Annotated in this window: 14 protein-coding genes; 8 read left to right on the forward strand and 6 right to left on the reverse strand. The window is 60.9% G+C overall.

Features of this window, described 5'->3' with window-relative positions; translation table 11 throughout:
- The first annotated feature begins 56 nt into the window (after nt 1–56).
- From TX23_RS10240 to TX23_RS10250, 3 genes are read left to right on the forward strand one after another with little or no spacing between them, the layout of a single operon-like run.
- Nucleotides 57–1,199: an ABC transporter ATP-binding protein gene (locus TX23_RS10240; RefSeq protein WP_003195240.1), complete on the forward strand. Its 1,143-nt coding sequence runs from the start codon at nt 57–59 to the stop codon at nt 1,197–1,199.
- Nucleotides 1,196–2,116, forward strand: coding sequence for an ABC transporter permease subunit (locus tag TX23_RS10245; protein WP_057702068.1), 921 nt, complete (start codon nt 1,196–1,198; stop codon nt 2,114–2,116). The genes TX23_RS10240 and TX23_RS10245 overlap by 4 nt, the downstream gene beginning before the upstream one ends.
- On the forward strand, nt 2,113–2,997 hold the full coding sequence (locus tag TX23_RS10250) for an ABC transporter permease subunit (RefSeq protein WP_003195236.1): 885 nt from the start codon (nt 2,113–2,115) through the stop codon (nt 2,995–2,997). Before TX23_RS10245 ends, TX23_RS10250 begins: the two co-directional genes overlap by 4 nt.
- 129 nt (nt 2,998–3,126) lie before the next feature.
- On the opposite strand, the gene TX23_RS10255 is transcribed toward TX23_RS10250, so the two are convergent.
- Nucleotides 3,127–3,768 carry an HD domain-containing protein gene (locus TX23_RS10255; protein WP_038451925.1) on the reverse strand — a complete coding sequence of 214 codons (642 nt, stop codon included), beginning with the start codon at nt 3,766–3,768 and terminating at the stop codon, nt 3,127–3,129.
- Nucleotides 3,769–4,015: 247 nt separating this feature from the next.
- Here TX23_RS10255 and TX23_RS10260 point away from each other — a divergent pair, with 247 nt between their 5' ends.
- On the forward strand, nt 4,016–4,981 hold the full coding sequence (locus TX23_RS10260) for a GlxA family transcriptional regulator (RefSeq protein WP_057702069.1): 966 nt from the start codon (nt 4,016–4,018) through the stop codon (nt 4,979–4,981).
- A 10-nt stretch (nt 4,982–4,991) separates the two neighbouring features.
- Here TX23_RS10260 and TX23_RS10265 read toward each other — a convergent pair whose 3' ends face one another.
- Entirely contained in the window at nt 4,992–7,346 is a 2,355-nt protein-coding gene (locus tag TX23_RS10265; protein WP_057702070.1) for a penicillin acylase family protein, read from the reverse strand.
- Between the two features lie 25 nt (nt 7,347–7,371).
- Nucleotides 7,372–7,947 carry a DUF6436 domain-containing protein gene (locus tag TX23_RS10270; protein ID WP_057702071.1) on the reverse strand — a complete coding sequence of 192 codons (576 nt, stop codon included), beginning with the start codon at nt 7,945–7,947 and terminating at the stop codon, nt 7,372–7,374.
- 99 nt (nt 7,948–8,046) lie between these two features.
- Between TX23_RS10270 and TX23_RS10275 the strand changes: the two genes are divergently transcribed.
- The gene (locus TX23_RS10275; protein ID WP_057702297.1) at nt 8,047–8,988 is read left to right on the forward strand and encodes an alpha/beta hydrolase; all 942 of its coding nucleotides are present in this window, start codon (nt 8,047–8,049) and stop codon (nt 8,986–8,988) included.
- Nucleotides 8,989–9,031: 43 nt separating this feature from the next.
- On the opposite strand, the gene TX23_RS10280 is transcribed toward TX23_RS10275, so the two are convergent.
- Nucleotides 9,032–9,784 carry a DUF2059 domain-containing protein gene (locus TX23_RS10280; RefSeq protein ID WP_057702072.1) on the reverse strand — a complete coding sequence of 251 codons (753 nt, stop codon included), beginning with the start codon at nt 9,782–9,784 and terminating at the stop codon, nt 9,032–9,034.
- Nucleotides 9,785–9,916: 132 nt separating this feature from the next.
- Here TX23_RS10280 and TX23_RS10285 point away from each other — a divergent pair, with 132 nt between their 5' ends.
- Nucleotides 9,917–10,549 carry a 2OG-Fe(II) oxygenase gene (locus TX23_RS10285; protein ID WP_005792345.1) on the forward strand — a complete coding sequence of 211 codons (633 nt, stop codon included), beginning with the start codon at nt 9,917–9,919 and terminating at the stop codon, nt 10,547–10,549.
- A gap of 25 nt (nt 10,550–10,574) precedes the next feature.
- Here the strand turns inward: TX23_RS10285 and TX23_RS10290 are convergent, their stop codons facing one another.
- Nucleotides 10,575–11,069 (reverse strand): transporter substrate-binding domain-containing protein, encoded by a 495-nt coding sequence (locus TX23_RS10290; protein ID WP_057702073.1) that lies wholly within the window; start codon nt 11,067–11,069, stop codon nt 10,575–10,577.
- Between the two features lie 134 nt (nt 11,070–11,203).
- Here TX23_RS10290 and TX23_RS10295 point away from each other — a divergent pair, with 134 nt between their 5' ends.
- Nucleotides 11,204–11,644: a DUF4399 domain-containing protein gene (locus tag TX23_RS10295; RefSeq protein ID WP_057702074.1), complete on the forward strand. Its 441-nt coding sequence runs from the start codon at nt 11,204–11,206 to the stop codon at nt 11,642–11,644.
- A 137-nt stretch (nt 11,645–11,781) separates the two neighbouring features.
- On the opposite strand, the gene serA is transcribed toward TX23_RS10295, so the two are convergent.
- A complete protein-coding gene (gene serA, locus TX23_RS10300) occupies nt 11,782–13,011 on the reverse strand; it encodes a phosphoglycerate dehydrogenase (protein WP_005792342.1) in 1,230 nt (409 codons plus the stop codon).
- 205 nt (nt 13,012–13,216) lie between these two features.
- Between serA and TX23_RS10305 the strand changes: the two genes are divergently transcribed.
- Nucleotides 13,217–14,611 (forward strand): FAD-binding oxidoreductase, encoded by a 1,395-nt coding sequence (locus tag TX23_RS10305; RefSeq protein ID WP_057702075.1) that lies wholly within the window; start codon nt 13,217–13,219, stop codon nt 14,609–14,611.
- Nucleotides 14,612–14,631 lie beyond the last annotated feature (20 nt).

Raw genomic sequence — 14,631 nt, forward strand, 5'->3', positions numbered from 1 at the left:
CTATCCAAGGCTGGCCCGTATTGGGCGAGCTGCACTCTTTTTTGGGAGTTTCGTAAATGGCAGTTGCCTCCGGCGCCTATAAGAAAGCCCTCGAGGGCGACCAGACACCGAAAAAGGTGCTGGTCAAAATCGACCGGGTCACGAAGAAGTTCGACGAGACGATTGCGGTGGACGATGTGTCCCTGGAAATCAAGAAAGGCGAGATCTTCGCCTTGCTCGGCGGCTCGGGTTCGGGCAAGTCCACCTTGCTGCGCATGCTTGCAGGTTTCGAGCGCCCAACCGAAGGCCGCATCTACCTGGACGGCGTGGACATCACCGACATGCCGCCCTACGAGCGGCCGATCAACATGATGTTCCAATCCTACGCGCTGTTCCCGCACATGACCGTAGCGCAGAACATCGCGTTCGGCCTGCAGCAGGACAAGATCCCCAAGGCCGAAGTCGACGCCCGCGTGGCCGAGATGCTCAAGCTGGTGCAGATGAGCCAGTACGCCAAGCGCAAGCCGCACCAATTGTCCGGCGGCCAGCGCCAGCGTGTGGCCCTGGCCCGTTCCCTGGCCAAACGCCCGAAACTGCTGCTGCTCGATGAGCCGATGGGCGCCCTGGACAAGAAGCTGCGTTCGCAGATGCAACTGGAACTTGTGGAAATCATCGAGCGCGTCGGCGTGACCTGCGTGATGGTGACCCACGACCAGGAAGAGGCCATGACCATGGCCGAACGCATCGCCATCATGCACCTGGGCTGGATCGCTCAGATCGGCAGCCCGATCGACATCTACGAAACCCCTACCAGCCGCCTGGTGTGCGAGTTCATCGGCAACGTCAATATCTTCGACACCCAGGTGGTGGACGACGCCGAAGGCCACGCGGTGCTCAAGTGCCCGGACCTGGATCGCGACATTTACGTAGGCTACGGCATCGCCACCTCGGTGGAAGACAAGTCGGTGACCTACGCGATTCGCCCGGAAAAACTGCTGGTCACCACCGAAATGCCAACCTGCGAGCACAACTGGTCCAGCGGCAAGGTGCACGACATTGCTTACCTGGGCGGCCACTCGGTGTTCTACGTGGAGCTGCCGAGCGGCAAGCTGGTGCAGTCCTTTGTTGCCAACGCCGAACGCCGTGGCCAGCGCCCAACCTGGGGTGATCAGGTGTACGTGTGGTGGGAAGACGACAGCGGCGTGGTACTTCGCTCATGAACATGAAGAAATTCAAGCGGCGCTTGGATCGCATCGTGCCCAATGGCAAGCAGGTGGTCATCGGGATTCCCTTCCTCTGGCTGTTCCTGTTTTTCGCACTGCCGTTTTTCATCGTGCTGAAAATCAGCTTTGCCGAAGCCGATGTGGCGATCCCGCCCTATACCGAGATCTATACCTACGTTGAGCAAAAGCTGGAGGTGGTGCTGAACCTGGCCAACTACAGCTTGCTGGCGGGCGACGAGTTGTACATCGCCGCTTACCTGGGCTCGCTGAAGATGGCGTTTTTCAGCACGCTGCTGTGCCTGCTGATCGGCTACCCGATGGCCTACGCCATCGCTACCTCGCGCAAAGAGATGCAGACCGTGCTGGTGCTGCTGATCATGATGCCCACCTGGACCGCGATCCTGATCCGGGTGTATGCGTGGATGGGCATTCTCAGCAACAACGGTTTGCTCAATGGCTTCCTGATGTCCATGGGGCTGATCAGCGAACCCTTGCAGATCCTCAACACCAACGTCGCGGTGTATATCGGCGTGGTCTACTCGTACCTGCCGTTCATGATCCTGCCGCTGTACGCCAACCTGGTCAAACACGACCAGAGCCTGCTCGAAGCTGCTTCGGACCTCGGTTCGAGTACCTTCAACAGCTTCTGGAAAATCACTGTGCCGCTGTCCAAGAACGGCATCATCGCCGGCTGCATGTTGGTGTTTATCCCGGTGGTGGGCGAGTTCGTGATTCCTGAACTGCTCGGCGGCCCGGAAACCCTGATGATCGGTAAAGTGTTGTGGCAGGAATTCTTCAACAACCGTGACTGGCCGGTGGCGTCTGCCCTGGCGGTGGTGATGCTGGCGATCCTGATCGTGCCGATCATTCTGTTCAACCGTAGCCAGGCCAAAGAGCTGGAGGGCAAGATATGAAGCGCTTTCGTTTCTCCAGCTTCATGCTGGTCGCAGGCTTGTTGTTCATCTACCTGCCGATGTTGATCCTGGTGATCTACTCGTTCAACGAATCCAAGCTGGTGACAGTGTGGGGCGGTTGGTCGATCAAGTGGTACGTGGGCCTGCTGGACAACACCCAGTTGATGGGCTCGGTGGCTCGCTCCCTGGAAATCGCCTGCTACACGGCGGTGGCCGCGGTGGCGCTGGGCACATTGGCGGCCTTTGTGCTCACGCGCATCAGCCAGTTCAAGGGCCGTACGCTGTTTGGCGGCCTGGTGACGGCGCCGTTGGTCATGCCTGAGGTGATCACCGGTCTGTCGCTGTTGCTGCTGTTCGTGGCCATGGCGCAGATGATCGGCTGGCCCCAGGAGCGTGGCATCGTCACCATCTGGATCGCCCACACGACGTTCTGTGCGGCGTATGTGGCGGTGGTGGTGTCGGCGCGCTTGCGTGAGCTGGACTTGTCGATTGAAGAAGCGGCGATGGACCTGGGCGCGCGACCCTGGAAGGTGTTCTTCCTGATCACCATCCCGATGATCGCGCCGTCCCTGGCGGCGGGCGGCATGATGTCGTTCGCGCTGTCCCTGGATGACCTGGTACTGGCCAGCTTCGTGTCGGGCCCGGGTTCGACCACCTTGCCGATGGAAGTGTTCTCGGCGGTGCGCCTTGGGGTTAAGCCCGAGATCAACGCGGTGGCGAGCCTGATCCTGTTGGCGGTGTCGTTGGTGACCTTCCTGGTGTGGTTCTTCAGTCGTCGGGCCGAAGAGCATCGCAAGAAGGCCATTCAGCAGGCGATTGAAGAAGCCGCAGCCGATGGCTGGCAACAGCCGGACAAGCGCCGGGCGCCAGCACCGGTCTAACTGCCGGAACAGGGTGAAAATGTGGGAGCTGGCTTGCCTGCGATGGCGGTGTATCAGTCACTTATTAGGTGCTGACCCACCGCCATCGCAGGCAAGCCAGCTCCCACATTTGATTGCATTTCAGGTTGATTACATCGCCCACGGCGACGTGCGGATCACCTGCACAAAATTCATCGGCTTGAACCCCGGCTCCTGGTCCACCAGCACGTCGGTCTTCACATTGCCAAACGTGGTCTGCGGGCGATGGCGCAAGCCGTCGGCGAAGGCGCAGATGATGCACTCCTTGAACCCTTCACCCCGTGGATGCGCGTGCACCACCGCTTCGCGCTGCGCGCTGCTGAACGCGGCGTAGTCCATGCCCAGCACATCCATCTCCACCCCGGCGGTCACCAGCGCTACGGTGGGACGCAAGTGTTTCGGCACGCCCGGCGTGGTGTGCAGGGCGATGGACAACCACACTTGTTCGATATCGTCATCGCTCAACCCATAGGGCTTGAGAAATGCGGCGGCGGCGTTGGCGCCGTCCACTTCAAAACGCTCGTCGTCACTGCGGTGGCCTTCCACCAGCCCCAGGTCATGGAACATCGCGCCGACGTAGAGCAACTCCGGGTCGTAGGCCAATTGCTTGCGCTCACCGCTCAAGGCGCCGAACAGGAAGACTCGGCGCGAATGGTGGTAGAGCAGGTCCGATTCGACGTCGCGGATGTATTCGGTGGTGGCCCTGGCCAAGGTGCTGTCAGGGATCTGGATACCGGCTATGGTGGTGCTCATGGTGGATCTCCTCTGGAAAGATTCCAGTCTGGTCCCATGACCCTGAAGCGGCTATCGCCACAGGGAGGCGATCCCGGCCAATGTGCCGCCACATCGTGCCAAGCATGTAGGCGATCCCCTGTGGGAGCTGGCTTGCCTGCGATAGCATCACCTCGGTGTACCTGAGGTACCGAGTCATCTGCATCGCAGGCAAGCCAGCTCCCACAAGGGGGTCGCGTTTATCCAGTTAAAAAAGGTGTTTGTGACCATGGGCAAAACTGTCGCGATCCTGATCTTTCCCGGGGTCCAGTCACTGGATGTGACCGGGCCGATGGATGTGTTCTGCGAGGCCAATCGCTTCCTGGCGCCCGACGATCACTACCGCCTGGAAGTGATCGGTTTCGGCCGCGGTACTCTGGCTGCCTCCAATGGCCTGTCATTGCAGGCCCACACGCACTACAGCGAAGCCCTGCAGCCCTACGACTTGTTGCTGGTCGCCGGTGGTCCACAGTTGCCCTTTGAAGACTTTGGTTCCGAGTTTGACGGCTGGCTGCGCGCTGCCGCCGCGAAGGCACAACGCTTCGGCTCGATCTGCAATGGCGCCTTCATGTTGGCCCGCGCCGGCCTGCTGGACGGTAAAACCGTCACCACCCACTGGAATGATGCCGCCAGCCTGGCGCGCCTGTGCCCTTCGGCCCAGGTCGAGGCCGACCGTCTCTATGTGCAGGACGGCAAGCTTTACACCTCGGCCGGGGTTACGGCAGGTATCGACCTGTCGCTGTACCTGCTGGCCCAGGATCACGGCCCGGAAGTGGCGCTGAGCGTGGCCAAGCGTCTGGTGGTCTTCACCCAACGCTCGGGCGGGCAATCGCAGTTCAGCCCGTTCCTTACGCCCCATGCCGAAGCCACCTCGGCGGTGGCGTTGGTGCAGCTATATGTGCTGGCCAACCTGACCGGGGATTTGACCATTGCCGATTTGGCCAGGGCGGCCCATATGAGTGCGCGCAACTTCTCCCGGGTGTTCGCCCGTGAAGCGCGAATCACGCCAGCGGAGTTTGTCGAGAGAGCGCGGGTGGATGCGGCGCGGGTGATGCTCGAAAGCAGCCATGCGCCGCTCAAAACGGTGGCCTATCAGTGCGGGTTTCGCGATGCTCAGCACATGCGCAGCGTGTTCAATCGGCGACTGGGTGTCACGCCGCAACAATTCAGGCTTAACTTCGCCGCCCCCGCGTAGCCATAAACGGCTATCTGGCAGGCAGCAGTTTCAAGGTGCCACGGGTATTGGCCGTCACCTCTTCATCACTGAAATGCGCCTGCTCATACCCGCCTTCGATATAGCTTTGCGCCTGGTCACCATAGTGAGCATCAAAGGGTACGCCGCTTTGACCCACTGGGTTGATGGTCAGTGCATGGGCAGGGTCGGCGAAGTCGATCAGGCGCCGTGTCGAAGGCCCATAGGTCACCGGCCATGGCGCCGGGCCGATGGCGGCGGTCTGGTTGTTCGGCACTTCATGGCTGCCCGGCGCGGCGAACGGGCCAACGTTGAACACCTTATCCAGCGGTTTTTGCAGGCCCAGCGGATGACCATGGGTCAAGGTGTGCGCCTTGCCCCACTGCCACTGCGTCGGGTCGTCGCCGAAGGTGGTTTTGAGGTGCGCCAGGCTGTTGTCCCAGGCGAGCTTGACGATATCCGCGCGCTTGCCATCCCACCAGGGTGAGTCCGCCGTGGCTGTCAGACGTGGCAATGCGGCATCGATCACACGGGTGGTGATCAGGGTCTTGAACAGCGCATCGCCCAGTTTGGGGTGGAAGGTCGCATCGGCAAGGTTGAACAGCAACTGGTTGAACAGCGTGGCGCTGGTGGAGTCCAGCGGGTAGTCGCCTTTCCAGCTGGCAAGCTGTTCCACCAGCTTGAGTTGAGCCGGGTCCCTTACCACTTCGCGCAGCACCGGCAGCAGCGGTGCGAGCAGGCGTGGGCCGTAGGCGGTGGTGGTGCCCAGTTGCAGGGCCTGGCTGTTGCTTACATCCCACTTCACGCTGTTGTCGCTTAACTGTGTATTGAGCTGCTGGCCACGGTCGGCCAGGTTGTAATAGCCCGGGATCTCCATGCCGGTGGGCGATGCCGGTTGGGTGTTGGCCGAGACCACATAGCCACGTGCCGGGTTTTCTTCCTGAGGGTTGGCGCTGAACGGGTAGAAGCCCAACTTGTCGGCCTGGGCGGTGCTGCCATCGAGGATGAACGCCGGGTTGACGCCGGCCGGGCGGATTGGCAATTGCGCTGCTGCCCACCAACCGATATCGCCCTTGGCATTGGCCCATAGGATGTTCAGGCCCGGTGCCGACACCTTGGCGGCCGCGGCACGCGCCTTGGCCAGGGTATCGGCGCGGTTGAGCTGGTAGAAGCCTTCGAGAATCGGGTTTTCGGTATCCAGGAACGCCCACCACATGGCAATCGGCGTGCTGCCGGCGTTCTCGCCGAGCACGTCATTGATGATCGGGCCGTGGGGCGAGCGGCGCAGAGTGAGGGTCACCGGCGCCTGGCCCTTGACCTGGATCTGTTGCTCGCTGCTGGTCATGTCGACCCATTGGCCGTGATACCAGACCTGGTTGGAGTTGTCCGGGTTGACCTTCTCGGCAACCAGGTCGAGGTCGTCGTTCTGGAACATGGTCAGGCTCCAGCCGAAGTCCAGGTTGTGCCCCAGGAACGCCACCGGCACCAGCGCGTTGTGATAGCCGTACAGCTCAAAACCCGGCGCCGACAGCTGCGCTTCGTACCACACCGATGGCACCGAGAAGCGGATATGCGGGTCACCCGCCAGCAACGGCTTACCGCTTTTGGTACGGCTGCCGCTGACGGCCCAGGCGTTGCTGCCTTCGAACTGTGGCAGGCCGTTGTCGGCCAGGGCCTGCTCGCTCAGGGCGGCAATGGCGCCGAGTGTCTGCCAGTCACTGGCTGCCAGGTTGATTGCGCCCTTGGGCTGCCAGTCGAGGTCGAACACTTTCAGGTAATCGCTGCCCAGCCGGTCGCGTACGTAAGTCAGCACCGGCTCGGTACGAAAGGCGGCGGCAAAGCTGTAAGCCATGTACCCGGCGACGCTGATGCTGTCCTCGACGGTGAAGCGGCGCTTGGGGATGCCCAGCACGTCGAACTCCATGGGGCTGGCGTGGCTGTCCTGATATTGGTTGATCCCGTCCAGATAGGCTTGCAGGGCTTTGGACGACGCTGAGTCGGGGTCCATGTGCTCCGCGTAGCTCAAGGCGCGCTCACGAATGCGCAGGCTGCGAAACAGCTTGTCGGTCTCAAGCAGTTTGGGCCCCAGCACTTCGGCCAGTTCGCCACGGGCCAGGCGCCGCATGACCTCCATCTGGAACAGCCGGTCCTGGGCATGCACATAGCCCAGGGCGCGGTACAGGTCAGCCTCGTTCTCGGCGCGGATATGCGGCACGCCACGGTCGTCGTAGCGCACCGTGACCGAGCTTTGCAGGTGGGCCAGGGTCGCTGTGCCCTGGCGCGTGGGCTGCTTGCTGTAGACATACCAACCGGCGCCGAGGGCGACCAGCACAATCAGCACCGCGAAAACCTGCAAGACGCGCTTCATGAACATTCCTTACCAAAGTGGACGGCTACTGATCCCGAGACCACGAACAATAGCAGCCTACCGCGAGGGTGTGAGTGGCATTCACTTCGCGTCCGGCCTCGAGGGCCTTGAGGATGGGTTCGATAAAACTGTTGCTGGCATTGCACGTCAGCCCTTCGCTGTAGGGGCCGAAGTACGCCAGCTTGCCCGTGCGATCCCAAATGCCCACAGCCGGGCTCGCGGGTACCCGCTCGGCACCGGGCAGCGCCTGGAGGACTTTCATGTGGCGCAGGTTGTCGGGCAAGGCGCCGTGGCTGCCGGCTTTTTGCAGGGCATAGAACTCGACCCCTTGGGGCGCATACTGCTCGATCAGCTCGCCCAGATGTTCCTGGTTGCCGACATTGCACGGGCAGGCCGGGTCCCAGAAGTGCACCAGGCGAATCGGGCCCGGGCCGCTGAGAGCGGCGGGCAGTTGCAGCGCATCGCCGGAGAATACCGCCGTGTGCTCGCTGAAGGTGCGCAGGTAACGGCCCTGAAACCAGTCATACGCGGCCCACAGCATACCGGCACAGATAACCAGGATCAGGCTGGCGAACAGGGCGTTACGGTAAGGCGCTCGCATTCAAAGGTATCCTCGCAGGTCGCGTAGCTTGCCATGCTTGTCCTGACAGATGAATATCGCAGCTCGATATTCATCTTCACCGCCAGTCTGGAAGCCTTTATGCCCGTCACCTTTGACCCTGATCATCTGCGCGAAAGCTTGCGGCCCCTGGTGGATGCGCAACCGCTCAGCACCGAGGCGAGGGTCTATCAACGTTTCTATGGGCTTGACCTGGCCGCCCGCAAGGTGCCGGCCGTGAGCCGGTTGGGGCGCCTGGAGGTGGGCGGGTTCGAGGTGGTAGCTCAGGTGTGGTGGCCGCCTGCGCCCGTGGCAACGATGTTTATGTTCCACGGTTTCTACGATCACATGGGGTTGTACCGCCATGTAGTGGATTGGGCCCTGGACCAGGGCTTCGTGGTAATCGCCTGCGACTTGCCGGGCCACGGCTTGTCCAGCGGCCCGCGCGCCAGTATCGATGAGTTCGCGGTGTACCAAAGCGTGGTGCAGGCGTTGTTCGGCGAGGCCCAGGCGCTGCAATTGCCGCAACCCTGGCACCTGTTCGGGCAAAGCACCGGCGGCGCCATTGTGGTGGATCACCTGCTCAACCACGGCGCCGACAGCCCGGCCCAGGGCAAGACCTTCCTGCTCTCACCGCTGGTGCGGCCGCGCGCCTGGGGATGGTCGCAAGTCAGCTATTACCTGCTGCGCCCGTTCGTCAAAGGCATCGCCCGGCGCTTCAGCGATAACTCCAACGACCCGGCGTTCAAGCCGTTCCTTGAAGCCGACCCGTTACAGCCACGCCAATTGCCCACCGCCTGGGTAGGGGCGCTGGCGCGCTGGATCAAACGTATCGAAGCCGCCCCCTCAAGCCCTCGGCGGCCGGTGATCGTGCAGGGTGAGGAGGATATGACGGTGGATTGGCAACACAACTTGCAGGTGCTGCGCGGTAAGTTCGATCAGCCCGAGGTGCTGATGCTCAAGCGCGGGCGGCATCACCTGGCCAATGAGATTCCAGAGATTCGCAATGAGTACTTCAAGTACCTTACCGATCACCTGAACTAACGCATTTTAAATGTGGGAGGGGGCTTGCCCCCTCCCACATTAATTACTGGGCCAGGCTGGAGGTGCTCTGGCCGACTGCCAGTCCTGCGCGAATGGCTGCCAGGGCCGCCTGGTAATACGCCTTACCCTCCGGCGATTCGGCAAACGTCGCGAACTCTTCCAGCTCTGGGTCGGACAAGTCCCGATAGACGTACAACAGCGTGTTGTTCAGATCCTTGTCGATCTGTTGCATCAGCCGTTCGCGCTGCCCATTCAACATACCCTGGGCCTGACCGCCGCCAAGCAACCCGGGGATCATCTGGCTCAAGCTGTCGGCCGCCACACCCGCGATCGCCAGGCTGACTTCTGCACCGGCCTCGCGGGCGGGCAGGGCCTGGGCCAGGTGGCCGATGATCAGGCTGCGGGTGGCGTCGGCCTGGAGTTTCGGCAGGCCCTGGGCGTTTTTCGCCAACTGGTCGCGGCGTGTGGCCAGCAATTCTGCCGCGACGATCTTGCGACCCAGAGGTGACTGAAAAAACGCCAGGGCCGGTTTCGGGTCTGCCAGGTGTTTGCGCAGTTGCGCCTCGGCACGCTGATCCATGGCCTGGGCGGCAAAGCGCTTATTGCTGTTGTCCACCAGCGCCTGGTACACCACCGGCGGCAGGCTATTGCGGTAGCGTTGCTGGGCGGCACTGAGGGCGTCATTGAAATGCGCACGTTGTTCGGCCCAGCCGGCAACCTTGTACAACTGGTCATGGCCGTCTGCCCAGGCGGGCAAAACGCAGAACATCAACACGGTAAAAAACAAACGACGCATATGGACTCCTGTCAGTCGGCCACTATTGTCCGTGTCGGGCGTAGGATTTGTCGAGAAGTCCTATCAGACACCTGATTTAAAGTGCATTCGGGCGCTCGACGGCGCTGTCGGATTCTCAGGCGTATGGATACTATGCGCGCCATGCAAATATCCCTCGATGACCCGCTGCTGCAACGTATCGTTGACGACCTGGCCGAAAAAGGCTGGTCCCAGCAGAATGGCTTCCTGCCCCAGGCTCTGACCCTGGAACTGGCGGCTGAGTGCCATAAACGTGCGGCCGAAGGTGAGCTGGCACCGGCGGCAGTCGGGCGCGGGCCGGCCCAGGAGATTCGCGAGGGTATCCGCGGTGATCATATTCAGTGGCTGGAAGAGGGCGACGCAGCGGTTTGCGACACCTATATGGCCGTCATGGACAGCCTGCGTCTGGCAATGAACCGCAGCCTGTTCCTGGGGCTGGAAGATTTCGAAAGCCACTTCGCGATGTACCCCCCCGGTGCGTTTTACCTCAAGCATGTGGACCGTTTTCGCGATGACGACCGGCGCATGGTCTCGGCAGTGATCTACTTGAACGACGCCTGGCTGCCCGAGCATGGCGGCCAGTTGCGTATGTACCTCAAGGGCGGCGTCGAATATGACGTGGTGCCCACCGGCGGCTGCCTGGTGGTGTTTTTGTCGGGTGAAGTGCCCCATGAGGTACTGCCTGCCACGCGAGAGCGGCTGTCCTTGACCGGCTGGTTTCGCCGACGGGGCAACGAGCCGTTCTGAGCAGGCGGCATCTCTCACATTTGATCTACTGTGTCTTGGCTACGGGTGCATTCCCCTCAAACCACTTCTGTGCCAGCGCCTTCAAGCGGCCATCCGCTTTCACCCGCTCCAGCGCCTTGTCCAGGCTGCTCTTGAACGCGGGGTTGCCCTTCTGAAACGGGATCACCAGTTCAGGTTTGTCGTTATAAGCGGCGCTGAAATCGAAACGATCCTTCAGCTCGGCAGTCATAGCGATATGGTTGATTGCCACATCATATTTGCCTGTGGCTACGCCGTTCAGCAGGTCGGCATCATCGGTGGTGATAAACGAGGAGCGTACGTCCATTTCCTTGGCCAGTTGCTCGCCCAGCTCCACTTCAAAGCCGGTGAGCTTGTCGCCTTCCTTGAAATTGAACGGCGGTGTGTTGGCTTCCAGGGCTATACGCAGTTCGCCGCGATCATTGACGTCATCGATCAGCTCGGCATGGGCCAATGGGCTCAGAAGGGCAAGCAACAGTAATAGGCCAGGCGAAAAGCGCATGGTCACTCCTAGAGAATTCGAATGGACGAGGCGCTGTTCAGCATCGTTTTGCTATGGTGTCGGGTGCCTTGGACCGCAATTTATCGCGAAGTTGTCATAACCCTACAGATTTCACAGAAAAACTGGAGAAGCGAATGAAAGCCCTTTTGTCCCGTGCAACCCTGGCCAGCCTGCTGCTGGGTGCTTCGATGTTGGCCAGCGCCGCCGACCTGCCACGCACACCGGCTCCTGCTGGTGCTGAAGTGTTCATTGTCTCGCCCAAAGACGGCGCTACTGTCGACAAAACCTTCACCGTCAAATTTGGCATCAAGGGCCTGGACCTGGAGCCGATCGACAAACAGGTACCGGGCGCCGGCCATCATCACCTGCTGTTAGATCAGGAAGTGGGAGCGCTCAACGCAAACGAAGCGATCCCGGCCACCGCCACCTCGATTCACTTCGGCAAGGCGCAAACCGAGACCGAGCTGACCCTGACACCCGGCAAGCACACCTTGCAACTGGTGGCTGGCGACAACGTGCATCGCCAGTTCGAGCCTACGGTAGCCTCGAAAGTCATTACGGTTAACGTCAAATAAAAAAACGGGAGCCCCTTGCAGGGCTCCCGTTTTTTTATTGGTAGGAGCGAGCTTGCTCGCGAAAATCTCAAGGGCGCCGCGTTTAATCAGGTTAAACGCGTCATCGTTGACGTTCTTCGCGAGCAAGCTCGCTCCTGCTAGAAAAGCACGCGGCTACGGATAGTGCCGTTGATGTGCTGCAGCTTCTCTTGCGCCAGGTCCGAGTACTCGGCGTCGACGTCGATCACCACGTAGCCGACCTTCTCGTTGGTCTGCAGGAACTGACCGGAGATGTTGATGCCGTTTTCCGCGAAGACCTTGTTGATCTCCATCATCACGCCAGGGATGTTCTGGTGGATGTGCAGCAGGCGGTGCTTGCCCGGGTGAGCCGGCAGGGCCACTTCCGGGAAGTTGACCGACGATACCGAGGTACCGTTGTCGCTGTACTTGACCAGTTTTTCCGAGACTTCCAGGCCGATGTTGGCTTGGGCTTCAGCGGTGGAGCCGCCGATGTGCGGGGTCAGGATCACATTGTCCAGGCCACGCAGCGGGCTTTCGAAGATGTCGTCGTTGGAGCGTGGCTCCACCGGGAACACGTCGATGGCGGCGCCGATCAGGTGCTTGTCCTTGATCGCGTCGGCCAGGGCATCGAGTTTGACCACAGTGCCGCGAGCGGCGTTGATCAGAATCCCGCCTTTCTTGATCGCGCGGATTTCCTTCTCGCCGATCATCCACTGGGTCTCGGCGGTTTCCGGAACGTGCAGGGTGACGATATCGGACATGCCCAGCAGTTCGGTCAGGCTGGCGACCTGGGTCGCGTTGCCCAGTGGCAGCTTGGTCAGGGTGTCATAGAAGAACACCTGCATGCCCAGGCCTTCGGCCAGTACCGACAGTTGCGTGCCGATCGAGCCGTAACCGACGATACCCAGCTTCTTGCCGCGGATTTCGAAGGAGTTGGCCGCGCTCTTGATCCAGCCGCCACGGTGGCAGGAAGCGTTCTTCTCAGGGATACCGCGCAACAGCAGGATGGCCTCGGCCAGCACCAGCTCCGCGACGGAACGGGTGTTGGAGTACGGGGCGTTGAACACCGCGATACCGCGCTCGCGTGCGGCATTGAGGTCGACCTGGTTGGTACCGATGCAGAAACAGCCGACCGCCACGAGTTTCTTGGCGTGGTCGAAGATCTCTTCGGTCAGCTGAGTACGGGAGCGAATGCCGATAAAGTGCGCGTCGGCGATCTTTTCCTTGAGCTGGGCTTCCGGCAGAGAACTGGTGATGTACTCAATGCTGGTGTACCCGGCGGCTTTCAGAACGTCGACAGCCGATGGGTGGACGCCTTCCAGAAGAAGGAACTTGATCTTGCTCTTATCGAGAGAAGTCTTGCTCATCTGCGTAAACCTGTATCCCGGAGAAAATTGGCAGGGAGTCGAGCAGCGCAAGCTGACCCGGACGGCAGGAAAGCCGTCACCGCAGAAACGCCCTTGGGGTCTGTCCTGCGGGGGCGGTATGCTAGCATACGCACCCCGCTAAACACCTATTCCTGCGACGTGAAGCGTTCTCAGGATGACCATGAATTGTTCGAGAGTTCTGTCGATGACCCATCCTGCCCTGATTGATGAGCTAAAGACCCTGGTTGAGCCCGGCAAAGTGCTGACCGATGCCGACTCCCTGGAGGCTTACGGCAAGGATTGGACCAAGCACTTCGCCCCCGCGCCTACCGCCATTGTGTTCCCCAAAACCACCGAACAGGTGCAGGCCATCGTCCGTTGGGCCAATGAACACAAGGTGGCGCTGGTGCCATCCGGCGGGCGCACCGGCCTGTCGGCTGCGGCGGTAGCGGCCAATGGCGAAGTGGTGGTGTCGTTCGACTATATGAACCAGATCCTCGACGTGAACCTCACCGACCGCACCGCCGTGTGCCAGCCGGGTGTGGTCACCAAGCAATTGCAGAACGTCGCGCAAGAAAACGGTTTGTACTACCCGGTGGATTTTGCCTCGTCCGGTTCCAGCCAGATTGGCGGCAATATCGGCACCAATGCCGGCGGGATCAAGGTGATTCGCTACGGTATGACGCGCAACTGGGTGGCCGGCATGAAGGTCGTCACTGGCAAAGGCGATGTGCTGGAGCTGAACCGCGACCTGATCAAGAACGCCACCGGCTACGACATGCGCCAGCTGTTTATCGGCGCCGAGGGCACCCTGGGCTTTGTGGTCGAAGCCACCATGCGCCTGGACCGAGCCCCGAAAAACCTCACCGCCATGGTGCTCGGCACCACCGACTTCGACTCGATCATGCCGGTGCTGCACGCGTTTCAGAGCAAGCTGGACCTGACCGCCTTCGAGTTCTTCTCCGACAAGGCCCTGGCCAAAGTCCTTGGCCGTGGCGACGTGCCGGCGCCGTTCGAAACCGAGTGCCCGTTCTACGCGCTGCTGGAATTTGAAGCCACCACCGAAGAAGTCGCCAACCATGCGCTGGAAACGTTCGAGCATTGCGTCGAGCAGGGCTGGGTGCTGGACGGCGTGATGAGCCAGAGCGAAACCCAACTGCACAACCTGTGGAAGCTGCGCGAGTACATCTCCGAGACTATTTCCCACTGGACGCCGTACAAGAACGATATCTCGGTGACCGTTTCGAAAGTGCCGGCCTTCCTGAGCGAAATTGACGCGATCGTCGGCGAACACTACCCGGACTTCGAAATCGTCTGGTTCGGCCATATCGGTGACGGTAACCTGCACCTGAACATCCTGAAGCCGGAAAACCTGAGCAAAGACGAGTTCTTTGCCAAGTGCGCCACCGTGAACAAGTGGGTGTTCGAGACCGTCGCCAAGTACAACGGCTCGATCTCCGCCGAACATGGCGTGGGCATGACCAAGCGCGATTACCTGACCTACAGCCGCTCGCCGGTTGAAATCGAGTACATGAAGGCCGTGAAAGCCGTGTTCGACCCGAACGGGATCATGAACCCCGGCAAAATCTTCGCGGTTTAACCGCACCTGAAGGAGTCGTT

The sequence above is a fragment of the Pseudomonas paralactis genome, from assembly GCF_001439735.1.
GTDB lineage: Bacteria > Pseudomonadota > Gammaproteobacteria > Pseudomonadales > Pseudomonadaceae > Aquipseudomonas > Aquipseudomonas paralactis.